Origin of the sequence: Pseudonocardia sp. ICBG1142, assembly GCF_020496255.1 — a bacterium.
In the GTDB taxonomy this organism is placed as follows: Bacteria; Actinomycetota; Actinomycetes; order Mycobacteriales; family Pseudonocardiaceae; genus Pseudonocardia.
In genome coordinates this window covers 103222-124607 of sequence record NZ_JAHLJC010000011.1, presented here as the reverse complement: position 1 = coordinate 124607, position 21386 = coordinate 103222, and the positions used below count along the sequence as shown (strand labels likewise).

25 protein-coding genes and 1 pseudogene are annotated in these 21386 nt (G+C 65.0%); 10 read left to right on the top strand and 16 right to left on the bottom strand.

Features of this window, described 5'->3' with window-relative positions; translation table 11 throughout:
• From KPL59_RS12140 to KPL59_RS12115, 6 genes and pseudogenes are all read right to left on the bottom strand, one after another.
• Positions 1-783, bottom strand: a 783-nt coding sequence (locus tag KPL59_RS12140; RefSeq protein ID WP_255676992.1) for an IS3 family transposase, incomplete at its 3' end; no start/stop codon positions are given.
• Positions 784-789: 6 nt separating this feature from the next.
• Entirely contained in the window at positions 790-1554 is a 765-nt protein-coding gene (locus KPL59_RS12135; RefSeq protein ID WP_226359944.1) for a transposase, read from the bottom strand.
• Between the two features lie 149 nt (positions 1555-1703).
• Positions 1704-2003, bottom strand: a pseudogene (locus KPL59_RS12130) (transposase); the annotation flags it as partial.
• A 1037-nt stretch (positions 2004-3040) separates the two neighbouring features.
• On the bottom strand, positions 3041-3199 hold the full coding sequence (locus tag KPL59_RS12125; protein WP_226360782.1) for a hypothetical protein: 159 nt from the start codon (positions 3197-3199) through the stop codon (positions 3041-3043).
• A gap of 33 nt (positions 3200-3232) precedes the next feature.
• Positions 3233-3583 (bottom strand): hypothetical protein, encoded by a 351-nt coding sequence (locus KPL59_RS12120; protein ID WP_226360783.1) that lies wholly within the window; start codon positions 3581-3583, stop codon positions 3233-3235.
• A 73-nt stretch (positions 3584-3656) separates the two neighbouring features.
• The gene (locus KPL59_RS12115) at positions 3657-4040 is read right to left on the bottom strand and encodes a hypothetical protein (protein ID WP_226360784.1); all 384 of its coding nucleotides are present in this window, start codon (positions 4038-4040) and stop codon (positions 3657-3659) included.
• Positions 4041-5180: 1140 nt separating this feature from the next.
• Between KPL59_RS12115 and KPL59_RS12110 the strand changes: the two genes are divergently transcribed.
• The 3 genes from KPL59_RS12110 (at position 5181) to KPL59_RS12100 (ending at position 7269) form a co-directional block, all read left to right on the top strand.
• Positions 5181-5945, top strand: coding sequence for a transposase (locus KPL59_RS12110; protein WP_226360785.1), 765 nt, complete (start codon positions 5181-5183; stop codon positions 5943-5945).
• 773 nt (positions 5946-6718) lie between these two features.
• Positions 6719-6943 carry a hypothetical protein gene (locus KPL59_RS12105; RefSeq protein ID WP_226360786.1) on the top strand — a complete coding sequence of 75 codons (225 nt, stop codon included), beginning with the start codon at positions 6719-6721 and terminating at the stop codon, positions 6941-6943.
• A gap of 17 nt (positions 6944-6960) precedes the next feature.
• Positions 6961-7269: a DUF4870 domain-containing protein gene (locus KPL59_RS12100; RefSeq protein WP_226360787.1), complete on the top strand. Its 309-nt coding sequence runs from the start codon at positions 6961-6963 to the stop codon at positions 7267-7269.
• Here KPL59_RS12100 and KPL59_RS12095 read toward each other — a convergent pair.
• Positions 7262-8026, bottom strand: coding sequence for a transposase (locus KPL59_RS12095; protein WP_226360788.1), 765 nt, complete (start codon positions 8024-8026; stop codon positions 7262-7264). The two genes, KPL59_RS12100 and KPL59_RS12095, sit on opposite strands and share 8 nt — an antisense overlap.
• Before the next feature lie 97 nt (positions 8027-8123).
• Complete coding sequence (locus tag KPL59_RS12090) at positions 8124-8456, bottom strand: hypothetical protein (RefSeq protein WP_226360849.1); 333 nt, start codon at positions 8454-8456, stop codon at positions 8124-8126.
• 309 nt (positions 8457-8765) lie between these two features.
• Here KPL59_RS12090 and KPL59_RS12085 point away from each other — a divergent pair, with 309 nt between their 5' ends.
• The 3 genes from KPL59_RS12085 (at position 8766) to KPL59_RS12075 (ending at position 10605) form a co-directional block, all read left to right on the top strand.
• Positions 8766-9263 carry a hypothetical protein gene (locus KPL59_RS12085; RefSeq protein ID WP_226360848.1) on the top strand — a complete coding sequence of 166 codons (498 nt, stop codon included), beginning with the start codon at positions 8766-8768 and terminating at the stop codon, positions 9261-9263.
• Positions 9264-9664: 401 nt separating this feature from the next.
• A complete protein-coding gene (locus KPL59_RS12080) occupies positions 9665-10201 on the top strand; it encodes a hypothetical protein (protein WP_226360847.1) in 537 nt (178 codons plus the stop codon).
• Between the two features lie 2 nt (positions 10202-10203).
• Positions 10204-10605, top strand: coding sequence for a glycerophosphoryl diester phosphodiesterase membrane domain-containing protein (locus KPL59_RS12075; protein ID WP_226360846.1), 402 nt, complete (start codon positions 10204-10206; stop codon positions 10603-10605).
• 35 nt (positions 10606-10640) lie between these two features.
• Here the strand turns inward: KPL59_RS12075 and KPL59_RS12070 are convergent, their stop codons facing one another.
• The 3 genes from KPL59_RS12070 to KPL59_RS12060 form a co-directional block, all read right to left on the bottom strand.
• Complete coding sequence (locus KPL59_RS12070; RefSeq protein WP_226360845.1) at positions 10641-11150, bottom strand: hypothetical protein; 510 nt, start codon at positions 11148-11150, stop codon at positions 10641-10643.
• Positions 11151-11538: 388 nt separating this feature from the next.
• Positions 11539-11691, bottom strand: coding sequence for a hypothetical protein (locus KPL59_RS12065; RefSeq protein WP_226360844.1), 153 nt, complete (start codon positions 11689-11691; stop codon positions 11539-11541).
• A gap of 151 nt (positions 11692-11842) precedes the next feature.
• Positions 11843-12253 carry a hypothetical protein gene (locus KPL59_RS12060; RefSeq protein WP_226360843.1) on the bottom strand — a complete coding sequence of 137 codons (411 nt, stop codon included), beginning with the start codon at positions 12251-12253 and terminating at the stop codon, positions 11843-11845.
• 795 nt (positions 12254-13048) lie between these two features.
• Between KPL59_RS12060 and KPL59_RS12055 the strand changes: the two genes are divergently transcribed.
• Both KPL59_RS12055 and KPL59_RS12050 read left to right on the top strand, forming a co-directional pair.
• A complete protein-coding gene (locus tag KPL59_RS12055; protein WP_226360793.1) occupies positions 13049-13531 on the top strand; it encodes a MobC family plasmid mobilization relaxosome protein in 483 nt (160 codons plus the stop codon).
• Positions 13528-15144, top strand: a complete 1617-nt coding sequence (locus KPL59_RS12050; RefSeq protein WP_226360792.1) for a relaxase/mobilization nuclease domain-containing protein — start codon at positions 13528-13530, stop codon at positions 15142-15144. Before KPL59_RS12055 ends, KPL59_RS12050 begins: the two co-directional genes overlap by 4 nt.
• Positions 15145-15179: 35 nt before the next feature.
• Here KPL59_RS12050 and KPL59_RS12045 read toward each other — a convergent pair whose 3' ends face one another.
• Positions 15180-16121: a hypothetical protein gene (locus tag KPL59_RS12045; RefSeq protein WP_226360791.1), complete on the bottom strand. Its 942-nt coding sequence runs from the start codon at positions 16119-16121 to the stop codon at positions 15180-15182.
• Positions 16122-16523: 402 nt separating this feature from the next.
• Positions 16524-17081 carry a hypothetical protein gene (locus KPL59_RS12040; protein ID WP_226360790.1) on the bottom strand — a complete coding sequence of 186 codons (558 nt, stop codon included), beginning with the start codon at positions 17079-17081 and terminating at the stop codon, positions 16524-16526.
• A 250-nt stretch (positions 17082-17331) separates the two neighbouring features.
• Between KPL59_RS12040 and KPL59_RS12035 the strand changes: the two genes are divergently transcribed.
• Complete coding sequence (locus tag KPL59_RS12035; protein ID WP_226360789.1) at positions 17332-17676, top strand: transposase family protein; 345 nt, start codon at positions 17332-17334, stop codon at positions 17674-17676.
• A gap of 84 nt (positions 17677-17760) precedes the next feature.
• On the top strand, positions 17761-18525 hold the full coding sequence (locus KPL59_RS12030) for a transposase (protein ID WP_226360788.1): 765 nt from the start codon (positions 17761-17763) through the stop codon (positions 18523-18525).
• Here KPL59_RS12030 and KPL59_RS12025 read toward each other — a convergent pair.
• The 3 genes from KPL59_RS12025 to KPL59_RS12015 all read right to left on the bottom strand — a co-directional run bounded on the left by KPL59_RS12025 (position 18518) and on the right by KPL59_RS12015 (position 20606).
• Positions 18518-18826 (bottom strand): DUF4870 domain-containing protein, encoded by a 309-nt coding sequence (locus tag KPL59_RS12025; RefSeq protein WP_226360787.1) that lies wholly within the window; start codon positions 18824-18826, stop codon positions 18518-18520. The two genes, KPL59_RS12030 and KPL59_RS12025, sit on opposite strands and share 8 nt — an antisense overlap.
• A gap of 17 nt (positions 18827-18843) precedes the next feature.
• Positions 18844-19068 (bottom strand): hypothetical protein, encoded by a 225-nt coding sequence (locus KPL59_RS12020; protein ID WP_226360786.1) that lies wholly within the window; start codon positions 19066-19068, stop codon positions 18844-18846.
• Between the two features lie 773 nt (positions 19069-19841).
• A complete protein-coding gene (locus tag KPL59_RS12015) occupies positions 19842-20606 on the bottom strand; it encodes a transposase (RefSeq protein WP_226360785.1) in 765 nt (254 codons plus the stop codon).
• Positions 20607-21386: the final 780 nt, after the last annotated feature.

Sequence of the window (21386 nt, the reverse complement as noted above, 5' to 3'; positions counted from 1 at the left end):
ATACGGAACGATGAGCTCTGACTTGTACAGGCCGATCGTGGACTCCATCAGCGCGTTGTCCAGCGCGTCACCGACGGTGCCGATCGAGCCGACGATACCAGCCTCGGCGAGTTGCTCGGTGAACGCCAGAGACGTATATTGAGACCCGGCATCCGAATGATGAATAAGACCCTCGGAGGTGAACTCGCTGATCGCCCGTTGGCGAGTGGACAACGCCTGCGCCAGGGCCCCGGAGACGAGATCGGTGGTCTTGCTCATCGACGCCTTCCATCCGAGGATTCTGCGGGAGTAGACGTCGGTCACGAACGACACGTAGCAGAACCCAGAGGCGGTCCACACATACGTGAAATCCGCGACCCACAGCGCATCCGGTCGAGTCGGCGCCGCCCACGCCCGCCTGACCAGGTCAGGATGGCGGGCTGCGCGCTGATCACGGGTCGTCGTGGTCGTGTGGTGGACCCCGCGGCGCACGCCCTGGATCCCGGCGACACGCATCAATCGGCCCATCTGGTCCCGCCCGACCCGCAGCCCTTCCCGCCGCGCCGCACGCCACATCTTCCGCGCCCCGTACACACACCTGTTCTTCCGATAGATATCCACAATCCGATTCACCAGATACGCCTCATCCAACTGGCGATCGGTCACCGGCCGGGACCGCCAGCGATAATACGTCTGCGGGGCGACCTGCACACCGTGTTCGGACAACACGGCACAGATCGGCTCGACCCCGAAACGGCTTCGATGTTCGTGAACGAACAGAAGTCTTACCTGAGGCTTATTCAGGCTCCGTCAGGTAAGTGTGTAGAAGATGAGTCCGATGACTGCCGAGATTGTCGTTTTAAATGTGGCGTAGGGCCGCCGGTAGTCTGTGTGGAGAACTTTCCACGTTTTGATATGGGCGATGACTCGTTCGATGGTGGCGCGTGTGTGGTTGAGGCTCTTGTTGAATGTTTTTTGCCAGTCGAGAAGTTCCCGGCCGGGTGGTTTTTTGAACGGGGTGAGCATGCCGCGCCCGATGTATCCTTTATCGCCGATCGGGGGGTATGTGGCGAGGTGGTCGAGGGCGCCGGATTGGTCGAGGCAATATAGGTCGTGTCGGGAGCCTGGGGTCGGGTCGGAGATCCACGACAGCTGCCCTTCCAGGGTGGCTGCGACCTGGACGACGACGCCGGTGGTGCGATGCTTGCCCGACCACAGACCCGGCACCGCGGCCCATGACCAGCAGGGCAGCAAGGTTCCATCGATGATGTACTGCCGATCGGCACGAAGCTCCTCTGCCGTCGGAACGACACTCCGCAGCGCCTGTGCCAGCAACGGTGTCACCCCCGTGATCGCTCGACTAACCGTCGACTGCGACACCCCATAGGTTTCCGCCAACTCCCACTGCACACGATTCCCGCGCAGATACGCCAACGTGATCACCACCGACCAGAACAACCCCAGAACCGGCGGCCAAGACAAACGTGCCTCCGTCGCGTCCCGCTGATCCTGCTCATACACTATAGCGACAAGATCCTGAATTTCATCACGCCGGAAACCAGTGGTATAGTACATACTGCGGCAGCCCGTTCATCTCGGATTGATTCGGCAAACCAATATTCGCGATGGACGGGCTGTCGCCCAACCCGACACGCCGGGCTAGATCGTTATTTCACGGGGCCTGAATAAGCCTCCCTGAGTCGACGGCCCAGCTCCGCCCGCGCGAAAAACGCCGAAGCAGTCTTCAGAATCTCATTCGCCCGCCGCAGCTCGGCATTTTCTGCACGAAGCCGTCGCAACTCGGCCGCTGCGTCATCGCCACCCGCCGCCGAGCCAACCCCGGAACCGGAATCGCGCTCTTCGGCCTCGACCCAATTGCGGATCGTCGCCGGGTTCACATCCAACAGCTCACCGACGTGCCGGCGCGCGGCCAGCTTCGACTCGCCGTGATCACACAGACGGTCAAGGTAGAGGCGGACCGCGCGGGCACGGGTCTCCTCATCGAACTTCCGAGGTGCTCCCACAGCTCCAGTCTCCTTGCTAGATCAGGAGCCTCTCCACCACCCAGGACGGTTCAGCTCCGCCGACCCGGCACCACGACCGGTAACGGCGCCCGGGCCACCGGCGGCGGAGATGGCCAGGCGCCGGACTGGACCGGCGACGACTGGACACACGACACCAGCAACGAGGACCCACGATGAGCCCGAGCCCGAGTGTCCATCCTGAACAGGCGCGGGCCGCCGCCGCGGCGCTGCTCGGTGTCCCCGCCGGCGCCTCACCTGAGCTGCTGCGGACCGCGTGGCGGGGCCGCCGCCCGCCATCACCACCCAGACCGGGGCGGCGACCCGGAACGGTTCATCGCCCTGACCAGCGCCTACGAACTACTCACCACACCACCAGCGCCACCGCGAGCAACTCCACACACGACGACACCGGCGGGGCCGGCGGGGCCGCGCGCGTCGGCGCCGGCCATCGGTGGGCTTCTGTTCCTACGGGCTTTCGGGCTGCTCGCTGCCGTCGGTGTCCTCACCGCTGGTGTCGCCCTGGTCGCCGCGCCGGTCGTGGCCGCGATGGTCGCGTTGCTGGGCGCGGTAGCGGCTGCCCACCATGTCTACCTGGCCGCCGACCGCGCTGAATCCCGCTCGCCGGTAAGCGGTCCCTGACTGTGGGGCGGGCGCCGTCCAGACCGCGCTTTGCTCCGACCGCGAAACAGGAACTCCGGCGCCCGCCACCAGCGACGATAGCCTCAACCGGTCGTCGTGTGTGTCCGACGAGGTCACCGGATGCCCGACGACGGACCGACACCACGCCCGTCTCGACGGCTGCTCTTCCTCGATACAAGGCCGCCCGAGCGGTGCTCAGGTTCAGTCAAGGGGCGGCGTAGCCGATCGCGTAGCGACGCCGCTCGCGGCGCCCTTGGCGGGTTCTGGGCACCGTTCGACACTGGGGCCGCTTCGAGGGAGGGCACACCGCAGCTTCGCCTCGATGACCGGCACCGAGAGCACTCCGCGCACCGGAAGCGCGCGCCCGGCGCCGGTCGTGATCCGCTCCCAGCCCGGCGCTACCTGTCCACGCCGAGGCCGAGGTCGAGCGCGGTCTGCGACCGCCACGCCGCGAACGCTTGATGAAGGTCGGCGGGGATGCTGAGCCGGACGGTCGTGGGCCGCCCGAAACCGGCGCCGATCTGACGTACCTGGCCTGGTAGACGCTGCTGGTTCATCCGGTCTGTTCGCGGTCGGGGCAGGTCTGGTCGTTACAAGCCTGCCAGCCGAGGAACTCCCCCCGGGGCCAGCCACGCCGGGGCCGCGGTGGCGGCATAGAGGTTCTCAACCTGGGCGATGCTCATGTCCAGGTCGTAGCAGACCGTCGGGTCGGCGGCGAGCCGGACGAACGCGGTCTTCGCGATCCGGGCGGCGAACCCGATCGCGGTCTGCGGGGACCGGGCGATCACGATCGTCGCCAGGCCGACACCGAGACCGGGGACGAGGTCGGCTTTCGTCCCGACCAGCTTCCCGCCGTGCTCGCCCTGCTGGCGGCGCATCGCGGTCCGTAACGGCGCCGCGATCGCTGTCCCGACCTGCGGCGACACCTCAAGAAGTTGCATCACGCAATGAAAATTCTTCGCCACCAGCGCGCCCCCACAGGTCCAGGTCCAGGATAGTCCGATTCATGCCGCGTTAGTCGATCTTGCGGGTACTGGTCTGGAGACCGTCGGCGCCGACGATCCTGCTGGCGAGGTGTTCGATCTCGGCGGTGGTGAACCGGTCGGGTAGCGCGATCGGGAGCAGCCGGAAACCGTCGCGGATGGTGTTGAGCGCGGTCGCGAGCCCGGCGACGTGGTTCCGGGCGACGACGTCGATCTCCACGCTGAGCAGGTCACGGTCGTGTCCGTGACGAGCCGGGTTCAGGATGACCGCGGCGACCGCGCGGGACAACACACCGCGCCACAACAGCCCCGTGAAGTGCTCACCCAGGACCTCCGCCGCCCCGGGAAGGTCCTTCCCGGGCAGATCGAAATCCTGACGGCAGACGACCAACACCGCGTTCACGCCCACGCCCACCGGCCTCATCGTCCTCACCGCGCCGACCGCCGCGGCCCCGGCTCCCAACACGGAACCTCGGTGATGTCCCGGATCGCCCACTTCAGCTGCGGCGCCAACGCCTCCGGGTTCCGAGCCCGCGCCCGCCGCGCCCGGTCCCGCTCCACAAACTCCCCCGCAACATCCTGAACCTGCCCCAACACATTCGGCGCACACCAATACATCACACCGACACACTCCAACTCCCGAGCACGGTCCACCACCGCCGACAACAAACCCGCCACCATATCCGCCTCCCCATTCTTCGGCGGCGACTCCAAATAACGCGACCGCGTCTTCCGCGACAACTCCACCTCCACCAAAGCACGCCGCCCATCCGGGAAAACCTCAACCCCATCCGGCATATGCGGCACCGGCACACCACGCGGACGCCACCCCGTTAAATGCTGCAACGTCCGCTCCGACACCCAACGCCCCACATCCAAACCCACCCGATGAAACCGCACCGCCGCCACCGCACGAACATGCCCCGACACCGTCTGCCGCGGCCGCCACCCCGGCACATCCCACCCCAACAACTCCCGCACCAACGTCCGCGACGGCCACACCCACATCGCCCCCGCATCCACCTTCCCCGTACACACCCACCCCGCACGCTTCCAACGACCCACCACCGCATGCGCCGCCTGCGCCGACACCCCCAACACACTCGACAACAAATCCAGAGGCAACCCATACTGATGCGCAGCAATCTCCAACAAACCCGTATCCCGCGCCGTCAACACCACCGAACCCGCATCCCGACGCCGCGCACGCACCCGCTCACCGACTTCACCCAACACCACAACCACCCTTTCCTGCTACCCATCCAAAATATTCCACCAACAACATCGCACACCACCGAGGCGTCAGCGAGGCGAACAACCCACCTACGAGCAGATACACCCAACCCAACCAACCCAACCACCACCTCCCCCACAGTCTGTTGACTTTGACCTTGACCTTGCTTTTTTAAAGGCATTGAACTTCGTACTAGAACACTGAGGCTTATTCAGGCCCCGTGAAATAACGATCTAGCCCGGCGTGTCGGGTTGGGCGACAGCCCGTCCATCGCGAATATTGGTTTGCCGAATCAATCCGAGATGAACGGGCTGCCGCAGTATGTACTATACCACTGGTTTCCGGCGTGATGAAATTCAGGATCTTGTCGCTATAGTGTATGAGCAGGATCAGCGGGACGCGACGGAGGCACGTTTGTCTTGGCCGCCGGTTCTGGGGTTGTTCTGGTCGGTGGTGATCACGTTGGCGTATCTGCGCGGGAATCGTGTGCAGTGGGAGTTGGCGGAAACCTATGGGGTGTCGCAGTCGACGGTTAGTCGAGCGATCACGGGGGTGACACCGTTGCTGGCACAGGCGCTGCGGAGTGTCGTTCCGACGGCAGAGGAGCTTCGTGCCGATCGGCAGTACATCATCGATGGAACCTTGCTGCCCTGCTGGTCATGGGCCGCGGTGCCGGGTCTGTGGTCGGGCAAGCATCGCACCACCGGCGTCGTCGTCCAGGTCGCAGCCACCCTGGAAGGGCAGCTGTCGTGGATCTCCGACCCGACCCCAGGCTCCCGACACGACCTATATTGCCTCGACCAATCCGGCGCCCTCGACCACCTCGCCACATACCCCCCGATCGGCGATAAAGGATACATCGGGCGCGGCATGCTCACCCCGTTCAAAAAACCACCCGGCCGGGAACTTCTCGACTGGCAAAAAACATTCAACAAGAGCCTCAACCACACACGCGCCACCATCGAACGAGTCATCGCCCATATCAAAACGTGGAAAGTTCTCCACGCAGACTACCGGCGGCCCTACGCCACATTTAAAACGACAATCTCGGCAGTCACCGGACTCATCTTCTACACACTTACCTGACGGAGCCTGAATAAGCCTCACTATAGCGACAAGATCCTGAATTTCATCACGCCGGAAACCAGTGGTATAGTACATACTGCGGCAGCCCGTTCATCTCGGATTGATTCGGCAAACCAATATTCGCGATGGACGGGCTGTCGCCCAACCCGACACGCCGGGCTAGATCGTTATTTCACGGGGCCTGAATAAGCCTCCGAGTACGAACGACTCCTGGACGTGTTACGGCCCTTCATCGACGCCGGCCGGGTCGAAGCGTCGGTTCCGACGGCCCCCGCGATCCCCGCCGCTGCTGCACCCGCTGCTGTTCCTGAGGTGATGTCGGCTCCTGAGTTGACGTCGGGCGGCAGCGCTGGCCGCTCTGTCGATGCGGTCGGCGTTCACAGCGGTCTCGGGGTTGTCGGGGATGGTGGTGGCCGGGATTTGTTGGCTGATTTGACGGTGATTGCGGCAGGGCGCCTGCGGGTGGGTCTAGCGGAGGCGGCGGCGTCGTTGCGACAGGTGGATCCGGTGGCGTATGTGGGGTGGGCGGAGCGGGTGTTGACTCGGGAGCTTCCAGATTCAGCGAAGCCATATAATGACCAGTCGGGTCGATGGATTTCAACGAAGAAAATTCTTGCCGCGCGAGGTATTGTGCGTCGCCGCCGTAAGTCATCTAAGTCGCGTAAGTCGCTGAACTCTGCATCGAGCTCCGGTGCGGCTAGATCTGGATTATTCTGAGGAATACTTTCGGGATGGTGTTGCTGGCCCAGTAGGAATGACTATAGGTGGTTTCGATGGCGGGCGGGAGCGATCCGAGTTACATGTATTCGAATGGTTGGTCCGGGAGTAGTGCGGATCATAATCCGGTTACTGCCGTGCGCGCGGCGCGGGTGGTCGCCTCGCTCGCTCAGGATGCAGCCGATGCTCGGCTGCTGCTGGACATCCTTGATCTCACGTCCGCTGTTTCGTGGGCCCGCCGGGATGACAACGAAGATGAACGAGGAGGGCTGGAGAAATGAATGATGTGTCGGACGGCGTGTCTGAGGACAGTCGCACCGTGGCGATCATCGCTCATCTCTCGGCGCCGTTCGCTACGCTGGTCAGCGCCGGGTCGCTGAGCTTGTTGGGTCCGTTGCTGATCTGGCTGGTCAAAAAGGACGACCCGTTTGTGCGGAGGGCGTCCGCGGCGGCGTTCAACTTCAACCTGCTGATCTGGATATTTTTCCTCATCGGCTGGCTGCTGGTCTTCACGATCGTCGGGATCATCGTCGCGATCCCGTTGATGGTGAGCCTGTTCGCGGTGTCCCTGTGGTGCCACGAGGCTCATTCAGGCTCCGTCAGGTAAGTGCGTAGAAGATGAGTCCGATGACTGCCGAGATCGTCGTTTTAAATGTGGCGTAGGGTCGGCGGTAGTCTGTGTGGAGAACTTTCCACGACTTGATATGGGCGATGACTCGTTCGATGGTGGCGCGTGTGTGGTTGAGGCTCTTGTTGAATGTTTTTTGCCAGTCGAGAAGTTCCCGGCCGGGTGGTTTTTTGAACGGGGTGAGCATGCCGCGCCCGATGTATCCTTTATCGCCGATCGGGGGGTATGTGGCGAGGTGGTCGAGGGCGCCGGATTGGTCGAGGCAATATAGGTCGTGTCGGGAGCCTGGGGTCGGGTCGGAGATCCACGACAGCTGCCCTTCCAGGGTGGCTGCGACCTGGACGACGACGCCGGTGGTGCGATGATTGCCCGACCACAGACCCGGCACCGCGGCCCATGACCAGCAGGGCAGCAAGGTTCCATCGATGATGTACTGCCGATCGGCACGAAGCTCCTCTGCCGTCGGAACGACACTCCGCAGCGCCTGTGCCAGCAACGGTGTCACCCCCGTGATCGCTCGACTAACCGTCGACTGCGACACCCCATAGGTTTCCGCCAACTCCCACTGCACACGATTCCCGCGCAGATACGCCAACGTGATCACCACCGACCAGAACAACCCCAGAACCGGCGGCCAAGACAAACGTGCCTCCGTCGCGTCCCGCTGATCCTGCTCATACACTATAGCGACAAGATCCTGAATTTCATCACGCCGGAAACCAGTGGTATAGTACATACTGCGGCAGCCCGTTCATCTCGGATTGATTCGGCAAACCAATATTCGCGATGGACGGGCTGTCGCCCAACCCGACACGCCGGGCTAGATCGTTATTTCACGGGGCCTGAATAAGCCTCGATGTACTGCCGATCGGCACGAAGCCTCCTCCGCCGTCGGAACGACACTCCGCAGCGCCTGCGCCAGCAACGGTGTCAACCCCCGCGATCGCTCGACTAACCGTCGACTGCGGACACCCCATAGGTTTCCGCCAACTCCACTGCACACGATTCCCGCGCAGATACGCCAACGTGACACCACCGACCAGAACAATCCCAGATCGGCGGCCAAGGCCGGTCGCAGGCCAGTCGCCGTTCCGCTGATCCTGCTCATGCACCAGAGCGGCAAGATCCTGAATCTCATCACGCCGAAAGCCAGTGGCATAGTACATACTGCGACAACCCGTTCATCTTGGATTGATTCGGCAAATTAATCTTCGCGATGGACGGGCTGTCGCCCAACCCGACACGCCGGGCTAGATCGTTATTTCACGGGCCCTGAATAAGCCTCTAAGCAGGCGGAAACGCGCATACATGAAATTTCGGGCGATACTTGCCCGAAATTGCACGCTTCGTAGCCACGCATGTGCGATACGCATCTGATCTTGATCGGACGATTCGCATCGTGCTGTACTACGCAGCGTGAGCACGACGACGTACGCACAACGCACCATCACTGTGATCTGGCAGCGGCGATCCCGATGAGCATGACCACCGGATTCGCCGCCGCAGCACCTTCCCACACGCCGCGACCAGCGGAACGGCACGTCCAGGAAACTTTCGCCGGGCAGGACAGTAAGAATCTTGAAGAGGGGCTGCGGTTCATTGAGTCCATCCCCGAGTCCGTGCTTGTCAGTGATGCCGCATGGGATCAGTGGAAGAGGAATCATCTCTCCCCGCCCGATCGAGCAAATGTCTGGGCGTGCAGCTCGGCGATCGCCATCGCGATCATCTCCAACGGCTTCGCCCCGGCGAAGATCCTCAAGCTGAAGAGCGCGATCAAAGCCGCCGGAGGTGTCAAGAAGGTCGCCCAACTGGGCATCGACGCTTTCAAGGCGGCGCGAGCGCGGGGAGAGTCCGTCGGCGCGGCAGCCGCTGCCGCGCAGGCCGCTATCGTCCAGAACGGCGGCGGCGTCGCCCAGGGCATACTCCTCGAATTCTTCTCACTCAATGCCGTGGTGAGCGGATGCTTCCAGTAACCCTACCCCTCCCCAGAGTCGGGGCACTTCCCGATCGAGCCGGGAACCATGCCTGCTGAACCCGCCAAGAAACCGTCCTTCCTTGCTGCTTTTATTATTGTGTGCGGGTGCGGCGTGGCGATGTATCTGTCCGCACGTATTTTCCCGGATGAGCCGTGGGCGGACTTGATTTTTTCGCGAGTCTCATCCTGCAAGGCGCAGTCACCCTGTGGTTCAACTTCACACTCCACCGCAAGGAAAAAGACCCCACGTCACCATCGCAGGACCCTCGAGTTCCACCGGTCAGCGAAAGCACAACCCATTTCACTTCTCATCGAAACAAAGAGGGAAACATGAAAGAAGACGTTCCGGCAGGACCCAGCGGGCCGGGGCCGCGGCCGGGGATCATGGCGTTGCAGGCGTTGCGGTGGTATCAGATCGCCGGTGTCGCAGCCCGGTTCGTCCGGGCGAACCCCGCAGCGGTGCTGGCCCCGACACTGCTCGCAGCACTGGTCCTGATCGGCGGCGGCGGGCTGACCTGGTGGTGGCTGTTCGACCCGGCCACCGCCATCGACAACGCCGCCGCCGCAGCCGCGCAGGCGACGGACCCGGCCGCGGCAGAAGCCGCCGCGCAGGCCGCCGCAGCAGCATCCTCACCGCAGGACCTGCTGTTCAGCCTCGTGCTGCTCGCGCTCTACTTCATCCTGGCCCCACCCGCAGCCGCCATGGTGCTGTCCACCCTGCGCCCCGCCGTCCTCGGACACAGTCGGGTATCGCTGTCGCAGGCCTGGGCGGCAACACGCCCTCACCTGCGGTCCCTCTACGGAGTGTGGGCAGTCCTCACCCTGATCGGCCTCATCCGACCGCGATCCAGACCGCCGCCGCAGCCCCGTTCTGGAACACCCCCGACACCCCCGCCGAGGCCTCGGACACCATCGGCGTCCTCGCCAGCATCCTGACCGTGGCCGCAGTCCTGCTACTGATCTACGTCTCGGTCCTGCTCGCCTTCGCCCCCGCCGCCGTGATCGTCGAAGGACTCACCGCCGGGGCCGCGCTGCGCCGTTCCCTCGACCTGGTCCACCGATCCTGGTGGCGCTGCTTCGCCGTCCTGGTCGCGATCAGCGTGATCCTCCTGATCGTGGCCACCCTGATCACCCTGCCCGCCCTCGCCGCCGCCATCGCGATCGGATTCGCCGGACCACTCTGGATCGCGATCCTCGGCGTCGGTGCTGTCCTGGCCGCGGTGTTCGCGATCAGCTGCAGCTACGGCATCGGCGCCACCGCCCTGCTCTATCAAGACCAGCGCATCCGACGGGAGGACTACGCCACCGACCTCATCCACGACGCCCGCCTCGAACCGTAAACCCGCAGGCCAACGGCACAACCGCACCAGCGGCGCTACCGTCCGAGTCCGGGGCCCCGGCCCGGACTCGGACGGTGCCCGCGGGCCGGGGACCGCCGCGCCAGCACCGACGGCACCGGGCGGGGCGAATCGTGACGATCCTGATCCTGCACCGGCGCCGGGGACCGGGCCCCCCGCAACGCCCCCACCGGCGGCGACACAACCCCGCCAGCAGCCGGGACAGCGGTCAACGCCGCGTAGCTCCGCCGCGCCGCCGCGGCCTGCGCCGGACGCTGCTGCGCCTCCCGCAACGCCACCACCTCCGCGACCACCGCCGCCACCGCAGCGATCAACCGGGCCGCGTCCTCCTCCCCATCACGCCCCAACGGGCCCGCAGCGGCCAACCGCCACGCCGCCGACCGCAGCGCCTCCGCCGCCGGCGACCACCGCCCCGGCAGCACCCGATACGGCACCCGCACCGCCCGATCCAGATCGGCCCCCGCCCGACCACCGACCTGCCGAGCCACCACCTGACCAGCGGTGACCGTCTCGACCGCAGCCAGCATGTCCCCCACCGCATGCACGACCCCATCACCACCACGACCAGCACCCTCAGGAACAACGACGACGGGAACCCCACCGTCCCCAGACACCGCCTCCCTCAGCGCTGCGCTCGCCTGGCCCATCGCCGACACCGCGCTCTCCACCGCCGCCGCCCGCTCCACACGCGAGGCCCGCGACCGATACGCCGCACACCCGGCCGACTCCACCGACACGACCAGCTCCGCTGACGCCCACCGCGCCCGCAGGTTCGGCAACGACAGATCCGCCGCCAACCGCCGCCCGGAGAACCACACCGACTCCCCCACCCCGTTCACATCATGCGGAACCGCGACCGCATACCCCACCATGCCGCTCGCCCGATCCCCGCCACCGCGTAACGAGGCCGCACCATCACCCCCGATCCGCCAACACCGACACGAACGCCTCCGCGTCCCGCGCCTGCACTGCTGCGGCCCGCACCTGCCGCCGCAACCACTCCCGCGACGTCTCCTCCGCGCCACGCCGCAGCGCCTTCTCCTGCTCGGCCTGCGACGGCCCGGTCACCGAAACTGCGATCCGCCCCCGCCGTGGGCGTCAACCCCAGTTTCTGCTCCCACGCCTGACACGTCTCCGCGCACGCCGCTTGTCAAACGACGGCGACACCCGCCGCCCCGACACCTGCCCCACCAACACCGCCGCCACATGCACATGATCATCAGCGTGGCGGATCGCGACCACCGACACCCATCCAGATCACCACGCCGGGCGATCCCGTCCGATCCATCAAATCCTCAACCACCTGCGACCACTGCTCATCACTGAGCACCGGATCCTCCGGCGCACACCGCAACGAGCAATGCCACACCGGGCCCTGCTTCGGACGCCTCTCCCCCTTCGCCGGCGGCGTCAACGACACCCCCGCCGCCATCGCAGGATCACTCAACTCCGCCACCAACCCCGCAACATCGAACGACCCATCCGCACTCAGCGGCGGCTGATGCACCTCCGCACAGCCGTCCCACGCCGCGACCACCCGCTGCCCCACATGCTCATTCGCCCGCCCCGGGCCCATCAAGTAGCGGACGAGCCCGGACGGGCGCCACCCCCGACTGATCTTCGCGATCACCCCACACCCCCGCACCCATCCGAACCCGGCGCCCCCGCCGCCCACCGGGCTCGGGAACGCGCCCGCGACCGCACCACCGCGCGCTCCGCCCCCACCTGCTCATCCACCACCGCGACCGTCGCATCGATCCGCTCCACCGCCCTGCTGACAAGGTCCAGCACCCGCCCCGCCGACGCCTCCACCACCCCACCGGTGTTCGCGACCCGAGCGACGTCGTTGAGGTTCCCCCCGACATTGCGCAACACCCGACGGTCCTCCATCAACTCCGCCCGCAAACCCCATCAACCCCTGCATCCGCGCACCCGACACCCCCGCCGAACGCACCGACACACCCGACCCGACCGCGTCATCACCGGCCGCGTCATCACCGGCCGCAGCCACCTCCGCCGACCGCACCGCCACCACCCCCAACCACGCCCCCACAGCCATCCCCGACCGCACCGCCGCCGCCTCCACCACAACCCGCTCCGCCGTCGACAACCACACCAACACCCCATGCGGACGACCACCCACCGCCCGACCACGACGCGACCCGCCATCCGCCACGACCCCCCACCCACTCACACCCAACACAACTGCTCGACCCGGACTCCGGGGCGAGCATCTCACAACCGACGACCCACCAAGTGTTTTCTTAAAGAAAACACTTGGTGGGTCGTCGGTTGTGAGATGCTCGCCCCGGAGTCCGGGTCGAGCAGTTGTGTTGGGTGTGAGTGGGTGGGGGGTCGTGGGCGGATGGCGGGGTCGCGTCGTGGTCGGGCGGTGGGTGGTCGTCCGCATGGGGTGTTGGTGTGGTTGTCGACGGCGGAGCGGGTTGTGGTGGAGGCGGCGGCGGTGCGGTCGGGGATGGCTGTGGGGGCGTGGTTGGGGGTGGTGGCGGTGCGGTCGGCGGAGGTGGCTGCGGCCGGTGATGACGCGGCCGGTGATGACGCGGTCGGGTCGGGTGTGTCGGTGCGTTCGGCGGGGGTGTCGGGTGCGCGGATGCAGGGGTTGATGGGGTTGCGGGCGGAGTTGATGGAGGACCGTCGGGTGTTGCGCAATGTCGGGGGGAACCTCAACGACGTCGCTCGGGTCGCGAACACCGGTGGGGTGGTGGAGGCGTCGGCGGGGCGGGTGCTGGACCTTGTCAGCAGGGCGGTGGAGCGGATCGATGCGACGGTCGCGGTGGTGGATGAGCAGGTGGGGGCGGAGCGCGCGGTGGTGCGGTCGCGGGCGCGTTCCCGAGCCCGGTGGGCGGCGGGGGCGCCGGGTTCGGATGGGTGCGGGGGTGTGGGGTGATCGCGAAGATCAGTCGGGGGTGGCGCCCGTCCGGGCTCGTCCGCTACTTGATGGGCCCGGGGCGGGCGAATGAGCATGTGGGGCAGCGGGTGGTCGCGGCGTGGGACGGCTGTGCGGAGGTGCATCAGCCGCCGCTGAGTGCGGATGGGTCGTTCGATGTTGCGGGGTTGGTGGCGGAGTTGAGTGATCCTGCGATGGCGGCGGGGGTGTCGTTGACGCCGCCGGCGAAGGGGGAGAGGCGTCCGAAGCAGGGCCCGGTGTGGCATTGCTCGTTGCGGTGTGCGCCGGAGGATCCGGTGCTCAGTGATGAGCAGTGGTCGCAGGTGGTTGAGGATTTGATGGATCGGACGGGGATCGCCCGGCGTGGTGATCTGGATGGGTGTCGGTGGGTCGCGATCCGCCACGCTGATGATCATGTGCATGTGGCGGCGGTGTTGGTGGGGCAGGTGTCGGGGCGGCGGGTGTCGCCGTCGTTTGACAAGCGGCGTGCGCGGGAGACGTGTCAGGCGTGGGAGCAGAAACTGGGGTTGACGCCCACGGCGGGGGCGGATCGCAGTTCGGTGACCGGGCCGTCGCAGGCCGAGCAGGAGAAGGCGCTGCGGCGTGGCGCGGAGGAGACGTCGCGGGAGTGGTTGCGGCGGCAGGTGCGGGCCGCAGCAGTGCAGGCGCGGGACGCGGAGGCGTTCGTGTCGGTGTTGGCGGATCGGGGGGTGATGGTGCGGCCTCGTTACGCGGTGGCGGGGGATCGGGCGAGCGGCATGGTGGGGTATGCGGTCGCGGTTCCGCATGATGTGAACGGGGTGGGGGAGTCGGTGTGGTTCTCCGGGCGGCGGTTGGCGGCGGATCTGTCGTTGCCGAACCTGCGGGCGCGGTGGGCGTCAGCGGAGCTGGTCGTGTCGGTGGAGTCGGCCGGGGTGCGGCGGTATCGGTCGCGGGCCTCGCGTGTGGAGCGGGCGGCGGCGGTGGAGAGCGCGGTGTCGGCGATGGGCCAGGCGAGCGCAGCGCTGAGGGAGGCGGTGTCTGGGGACGGTGGGGTTCCCGTCGTCGTTGTTCCTGAGGGTGCTGGTCGTGGTGGTGATGGGGTCGTGCATGCGGTGGGGGACATGCTGGCTGCGGTCGAGACGGTCACCGCTGGTCAGGTGGTGGCTCGGCAGGTCGGTGGTCGGGCGGGGGCCGATCTGGATCGGGCGGTGCGGGTGCCGTATCGGGTGCTGCCGGGGCGGTGGTCGCCGGCGGCGGAGGCGCTGCGGTCGGCGGCGTGGCGGTTGGCCGCTGCGGGCCCGTTGGGGCGTGATGGGGAGGAGGACGCGGCCCGGTTGATCGCTGCGGTGGCGGCGGTGGTCGCGGAGGTGGTGGCGTTGCGGGAGGCGCAGCAGCGTCCGGCGCAGGCCGCGGCGGCGCGGCGGAGCTACGCGGCGTTGACCGCTGTCCCGGCTGCTGGCGGGGTTGTGTCGCCGCCGGTGGGGGCGTTGCGGGGGGCCCGGTCCCCGGCGCCGGTGCAGGATCAGGATCGTCACGATTCGCCCCGCCCGGTGCCGTCGGTGCTGGCGCGGCGGTCCCCGGCCCGCGGGCACCGTCCGAGTCCGGGCCGGGGCCCCGGACTCGGACGGTAGCGCCGCTGGTGCGGTTGTGCCGTTGGCCTGCGGGTTTACGGTTCGAGGCGGGCGTCGTGGATGAGGTCGGTGGCGTAGTCCTCCCGTCGGATGCGCTGGTCTTGATAGAGCAGGGCGGTGGCGCCGATGCCGTAGCTGCAGCTGATCGCGAACACCGCGGCCAGGACAGCACCGACGCCGAGGATCGCGATCCAGAGTGGTCCGGCGAATCCGATCGCGATGGCGGCGGCGAGGGCGGGCAGGGTGATCAGGGTGGCCACGATCAGGAGGATCACGCTGATCGCGACCAGGACGGCGAAGCAGCGCCACCAGGATCGGTGGACCAGGTCGAGGGAACGGCGCAGCGCGGCCCCGGCGGTGAGTCCTTCGACGATCACGGCGGCGGGGGCGAAGGCGAGCAGGACCGAGACGTAGATCAGTAGCAGGACTGCGGCCACGGTCAGGATGCTGGCGAGGACGCCGATGGTGTCCGAGGCCTCGGCGGGGGTGTCGGGGGTGTTCCAGAACGGGGCTGCGGCGGCGGTCTGGATCGCGGTCGGGATGAGGCCGATCAGGGTGAGGACTGCCCACACTCCGTAGAGGGACCGCAGGTGAGGGCGTGTTGCCGCCCAGGCCTGCGACAGCGATACCCGACTGTGTCCGAGGACGGCGGGGCGCAGGGTGGACAGCACCATGGCGGCTGCGGGTGGGGCCAGGATGAAGTAGAGCGCGAGCAGCACGAGGCTGAACAGCAGGTCCTGCGGTGAGGATGCTGCTGCGGCGGCCTGCGCGGCGGCTTCTGCCGCGGCCGGGTCCGTCGCCTGCGCGGCTGCGGCGGCGGCGTTGTCGATGGCGGTGGCCGGGTCGAACAGCCACCACCAGGTCAGCCCGCCGCCGCCGATCAGGACCAGTGCTGCGAGCAGTGTCGGGGCCAGCACCGCTGCGGGGTTCGCCCGGACGAACCGGGCTGCGACACCGGCGATCTGATACCACCGCAACGCCTGCAACGCCATGATCCCCGGCCGCGGCCCCGGCCCGCTGGGTCCTGCCGGAACGTCTTCTTTCATGTTTCCCTCTTTGTTTCGATGAGAAGTGAAATGGGTTGTGCTTTCGCTGACCGGTGGAACTCGAGGGTCCTGCGATGGTGACGTGGGGTCTTTTTCCTTGCGGTGGAGTGTGAAGTTGAACCACAGGGTGACTGCGCCTTGCAGGATGAGACTCGCGAAGAAAATCAAGTCCGCCCACGGCTCATCCGGGAAAATACGTGCGGACAGATACATCGCCACGCCGCACCCGCACACAATAATAAAAGCAGCAAGGAAGGACGGTTTCTTGGCGGGTTCAGCAGGCATGGTTCCCGGCTCGATCGGGAAGTGCCCCGACTCTGGGGAGGGGTAGGGTTACTGGAAGCATCCGCTCACCACGGCATTGAGTGAGAAGAATTCGAGGAGTATGCCCTGGGCGACGCCGCCGCCGTTCTGGACGATAGCGGCCTGCGCGGCAGCGGCTGCCGCGCCGACGGACTCTCCCCGCGCTCGCGCCGCCTTGAAAGCGTCGATGCCCAGTTGGGCGACCTTCTTGACACCTCCGGCGGCTTTGATCGCGCTCTTCAGCTTGAGGATCTTCGCCGGGGCGAAGCCGTTGGAGATGATCGCGATGGCGATCGCCGAGCTGCACGCCCAGACATTTGCTCGATCGGGCGGGGAGAGATGATTCCTCTTCCACTGATCCCATGCGGCATCACTGACAAGCACGGACTCGGGGATGGACTCAATGAACCGCAGCCCCTCTTCAAGATTCTTACTGTCCTGCCCGGCGAAAGTTTCCTGGACGTGCCGTTCCGCTGGTCGCGGCGTGTGGGAAGGTGCTGCGGCGGCGAATCCGGTGGTCATGCTCATCGGGATCGCCGCTGCCAGGATCACAGTGATGGTGCGTTGTGCGTACGTCGTCGTGCTCACGCTGCGTAGTACAGCACGATGCGAATCGTCCGATCAAGATCAGATGCGTATCGCACATGCGTGGCTACGAAGCGTGCAATTTCGGGCAAGTATCGCCCGAAATTTCATGTATGCGCGTTTCCGCCTGCTTAGAGGCTTATTCAGGGCCCGTGAAATAACGATCTAGCCCGGCGTGTCGGGTTGGGCGACAGCCCGTCCATCGCGAAGATTAATTTGCCGAATCAATCCAAGATGAACGGGTTGTCGCAGTATGTACTATGCCACTGGCTTTCGGCGTGATGAGATTCAGGATCTTGCCGCTCTGGTGCATGAGCAGGATCAGCGGAACGCGACTGGCCTGCGACGGCCTTGGCCGCCGATTCTGGGATTGTTCTGGTCGGTGGTGATCACGTTGGCGTATCTGCGCGGGAATCGTGTGCAGTGGGAGTTGGCGGAAACCTATGGGGTGTCGCAGTCGACGGTTAGTCGAGCGATCGCGGGGGTGACACCGTTGCTGGCGCAGGCGCTGCGGAGTGTCGTTCCGACGGCGGAGGAGGCTTCGTGCCGATCGGCAGTACATCGAGGCTTATTCAGGCCCCGTGAAATAACGATCTAGCCCGGCGTGTCGGGTTGGGCGACAGCCCGTCCATCGCGAATATTGGTTTGCCGAATCAATCCGAGATGAACGGGCTGCCGCAGTATGTACTATACCACTGGTTTCCGGCGTGATGAAATTCAGGATCTTGTCGCTATAGTGTATGAGCAGGATCAGCGGGACGCGACGGAGGCACGTTTGTCTTGGCCGCCGGTTCTGGGGTTGTTCTGGTCGGTGGTGATCACGTTGGCGTATCTGCGCGGGAATCGTGTGCAGTGGGAGTTGGCGGAAACCTATGGGGTGTCGCAGTCGACGGTTAGTCGAGCGATCACGGGGGTGACACCGTTGCTGGCACAGGCGCTGCGGAGTGTCGTTCCGACGGCAGAGGAGCTTCGTGCCGATCGGCAGTACATCATCGATGGAACCTTGCTGCCCTGCTGGTCATGGGCCGCGGTGCCGGGTCTGTGGTCGGGCAATCATCGCACCACCGGCGTCGTCGTCCAGGTCGCAGCCACCCTGGAAGGGCAGCTGTCGTGGATCTCCGACCCGACCCCAGGCTCCCGACACGACCTATATTGCCTCGACCAATCCGGCGCCCTCGACCACCTCGCCACATACCCCCCGATCGGCGATAAAGGATACATCGGGCGCGGCATGCTCACCCCGTTCAAAAAACCACCCGGCCGGGAACTTCTCGACTGGCAAAAAACATTCAACAAGAGCCTCAACCACACACGCGCCACCATCGAACGAGTCATCGCCCATATCAAGTCGTGGAAAGTTCTCCACACAGACTACCGCCGACCCTACGCCACATTTAAAACGACGATCTCGGCAGTCATCGGACTCATCTTCTACGCACTTACCTGACGGAGCCTGAATGAGCCTCGTGGCACCACAGGGACACCGCGAACAGGCTCACCATCAACGGGATCGCGACGATGATCCCGACGATCGTGAAGACCAGCAGCCAGCCGATGAGGAAAAATATCCAGATCAGCAGGTTGAAGTTGAACGCCGCCGCGGACGCCCTCCGCACAAACGGGTCGTCCTTTTTGACCAGCCAGATCAGCAACGGACCCAACAAGCTCAGCGACCCGGCGCTGACCAGCGTAGCGAACGGCGCCGAGAGATGAGCGATGATCGCCACGGTGCGACTGTCCTCAGACACGCCGTCCGACACATCATTCATTTCTCCAGCCCTCCTCGTTCATCTTCGTTGTCATCCCGGCGGGCCCACGAAACAGCGGACGTGAGATCAAGGATGTCCAGCAGCAGCCGAGCATCGGCTGCATCCTGAGCGAGCGAGGCGACCACCCGCGCCGCGCGCACGGCAGTAACCGGATTATGATCCGCACTACTCCCGGACCAACCATTCGAATACATGTAACTCGGATCGCTCCCGCCCGCCATCGAAACCACCTATAGTCATTCCTACTGGGCCAGCAACACCATCCCGAAAGTATTCCTCAGAATAATCCAGATCTAGCCGCACCGGAGCTCGATGCAGAGTTCAGCGACTTACGCGACTTAGATGACTTACGGCGGCGACGCACAATACCTCGCGCGGCAAGAATTTTCTTCGTTGAAATCCATCGACCCGACTGGTCATTATATGGCTTCGCTGAATCTGGAAGCTCCCGAGTCAACACCCGCTCCGCCCACCCCACATACGCCACCGGATCCACCTGTCGCAACGACGCCGCCGCCTCCGCTAGACCCACCCGCAGGCGCCCTGCCGCAATCACCGTCAAATCAGCCAACAAATCCCGGCCACCACCATCCCCGACAACCCCGAGACCGCTGTGAACGCCGACCGCATCGACAGAGCGGCCAGCGCTGCCGCCCGACGTCAACTCAGGAGCCGACATCACCTCAGGAACAGCAGCGGGTGCAGCAGCGGCGGGGATCGCGGGGGCCGTCGGAACCGACGCTTCGACCCGGCCGGCGTCGATGAAGGGCCGTAACACGTCCAGGAGTCGTTCGTACTCGGAGGCTTATTCAGGCCCCGTGAAATAACGATCTAGCCCGGCGTGTCGGGTTGGGCGACAGCCCGTCCATCGCGAATATTGGTTTGCCGAATCAATCCGAGATGAACGGGCTGCCGCAGTATGTACTATACCACTGGTTTCCGGCGTGATGAAATTCAGGATCTTGTCGCTATAGTGAGGCTTATTCAGGCTCCGTCAGGTAAGTGTGTAGAAGATGAGTCCGGTGACTGCCGAGATTGTCGTTTTAAATGTGGCGTAGGGCCGCCGGTAGTCTGCGTGGAGAACTTTCCACGTTTTGATATGGGCGATGACTCGTTCGATGGTGGCGCGTGTGTGGTTGAGGCTCTTGTTGAATGTTTTTTGCCAGTCGAGAAGTTCCCGGCCGGGTGGTTTTTTGAACGGGGTGAGCATGCCGCGCCCGATGTATCCTTTATCGCCGATCGGGGGGTATGTGGCGAGGTGGTCGAGGGCGCCGGATTGGTCGAGGCAATATAGGTCGTGTCGGGAGCCTGGGGTCGGGTCGGAGATCCACGACAGCTGCCCTTCCAGGGTGGCTGCGACCTGGACGACGACGCCGGTGGTGCGATGCTTGCCCGACCACAGACCCGGCACCGCGGCCCATGACCAGCAGGGCAGCAAGGTTCCATCGATGATGTACTGCCGATCGGCACGAAGCTCCTCTGCCGTCGGAACGACACTCCGCAGCGCCTGTGCCAGCAACGGTGTCACCCCCGTGATCGCTCGACTAACCGTCGACTGCGACACCCCATAGGTTTCCGCCAACTCCCACTGCACACGATTCCCGCGCAGATACGCCAACGTGATCACCACCGACCAGAACAACCCCAGAACCGGCGGCCAAGACAAACGTGCCTCCGTCGCGTCCCGCTGATCCTGCTCATACACTATAGCGACAAGATCCTGAATTTCATCACGCCGGAAACCAGTGGTATAGTACATACTGCGGCAGCCCGTTCATCTCGGATTGATTCGGCAAACCAATATTCGCGATGGACGGGCTGTCGCCCAACCCGACACGCCGGGCTAGATCGTTATTTCACGGGGCCTGAATAAGCCTCAGTGTTCTAGTACGAAGTTCAATGCCTTTAAAAAAGCAAGGTCAAGGTCAAAGTCAACAGACTGTGGGGGAGGTGGTGGTTGGGTTGGGTTGGGTGTATCTGCTCGTAGGTGGGTTGTTCGCCTCGCTGACGCCTCGGTGGTGTGCGATGTTGTTGGTGGAATATTTTGGATGGGTAGCAGGAAAGGGTGGTTGTGGTGTTGGGTGAAGTCGGTGAGCGGGTGCGTGCGCGGCGTCGGGATGCGGGTTCGGTGGTGTTGACGGCGCGGGATACGGGTTTGTTGGAGATTGCTGCGCATCAGTATGGGTTGCCTCTGGATTTGTTGTCGAGTGTGTTGGGGGTGTCGGCGCAGGCGGCGCATGCGGTGGTGGGTCGTTGGAAGCGTGCGGGGTGGGTGTGTACGGGGAAGGTGGATGCGGGGGCGATGTGGGTGTGGCCGTCGCGGACGTTGGTGCGGGAGTTGTTGGGGTGGGATGTGCCGGGGTGGCGGCCGCGGCAGACGGTGTCGGGGCATGTTCGTGCGGTGGCGGCGGTGCGGTTTCATCGGGTGGGTTTGGATGTGGGGCGTTGGGTGTCGGAGCGGACGTTGCAGCATTTAACGGGGTGGCGTCCGCGTGGTGTGCCGGTGCCGCATATGCCGGATGGGGTTGAGGTTTTCCCG

Excerpts from the sequence above, each read along its gene's own strand:
- KPL59_RS12095 (WP_226360788.1), bottom strand. The coding sequence starts at position 8,026 with ATGTACTATACCACTGGTTTCCGGCGTGATGAAATTCAGGATCTTGTC.
- KPL59_RS12085 (WP_226360848.1), top strand. The coding sequence starts at position 8,766 with ATGAGCATGACCACCGGATTCGCCGCCGCAGCACCTTCCCACACGCCG.
- KPL59_RS12035 (WP_226360789.1), top strand. The coding sequence starts at position 17,332 with ATGTACTATGCCACTGGCTTTCGGCGTGATGAGATTCAGGATCTTGCC.
- KPL59_RS12110 (WP_226360785.1), top strand. The coding sequence starts at position 5,181 with ATGTACTATACCACTGGTTTCCGGCGTGATGAAATTCAGGATCTTGTC.
- KPL59_RS12120 (WP_226360783.1), bottom strand. The coding sequence starts at position 3,583 with ATGCAACTTCTTGAGGTGTCGCCGCAGGTCGGGACAGCGATCGCGGCG.
- KPL59_RS12105 (WP_226360786.1), top strand. The coding sequence starts at position 6,719 with ATGGCGGGCGGGAGCGATCCGAGTTACATGTATTCGAATGGTTGGTCC.
- KPL59_RS12015 (WP_226360785.1), bottom strand. The coding sequence starts at position 20,606 with ATGTACTATACCACTGGTTTCCGGCGTGATGAAATTCAGGATCTTGTC.
- KPL59_RS12020 (WP_226360786.1), bottom strand. The coding sequence starts at position 19,068 with ATGGCGGGCGGGAGCGATCCGAGTTACATGTATTCGAATGGTTGGTCC.
- KPL59_RS12125 (WP_226360782.1), bottom strand. The coding sequence starts at position 3,199 with ATGAACCAGCAGCGTCTACCAGGCCAGGTACGTCAGATCGGCGCCGGT.
- KPL59_RS12030 (WP_226360788.1), top strand. The coding sequence starts at position 17,761 with ATGTACTATACCACTGGTTTCCGGCGTGATGAAATTCAGGATCTTGTC.
- KPL59_RS12070 (WP_226360845.1), bottom strand. The coding sequence starts at position 11,150 with ATGCTGGCTGCGGTCGAGACGGTCACCGCTGGTCAGGTGGTGGCTCGG.
- KPL59_RS12090 (WP_226360849.1), bottom strand. The coding sequence starts at position 8,456 with ATGTACTATGCCACTGGCTTTCGGCGTGATGAGATTCAGGATCTTGCC.
- KPL59_RS12135 (WP_226359944.1), bottom strand. The coding sequence starts at position 1,554 with ATGTACTATACCACTGGTTTCCGGCGTGATGAAATTCAGGATCTTGTC.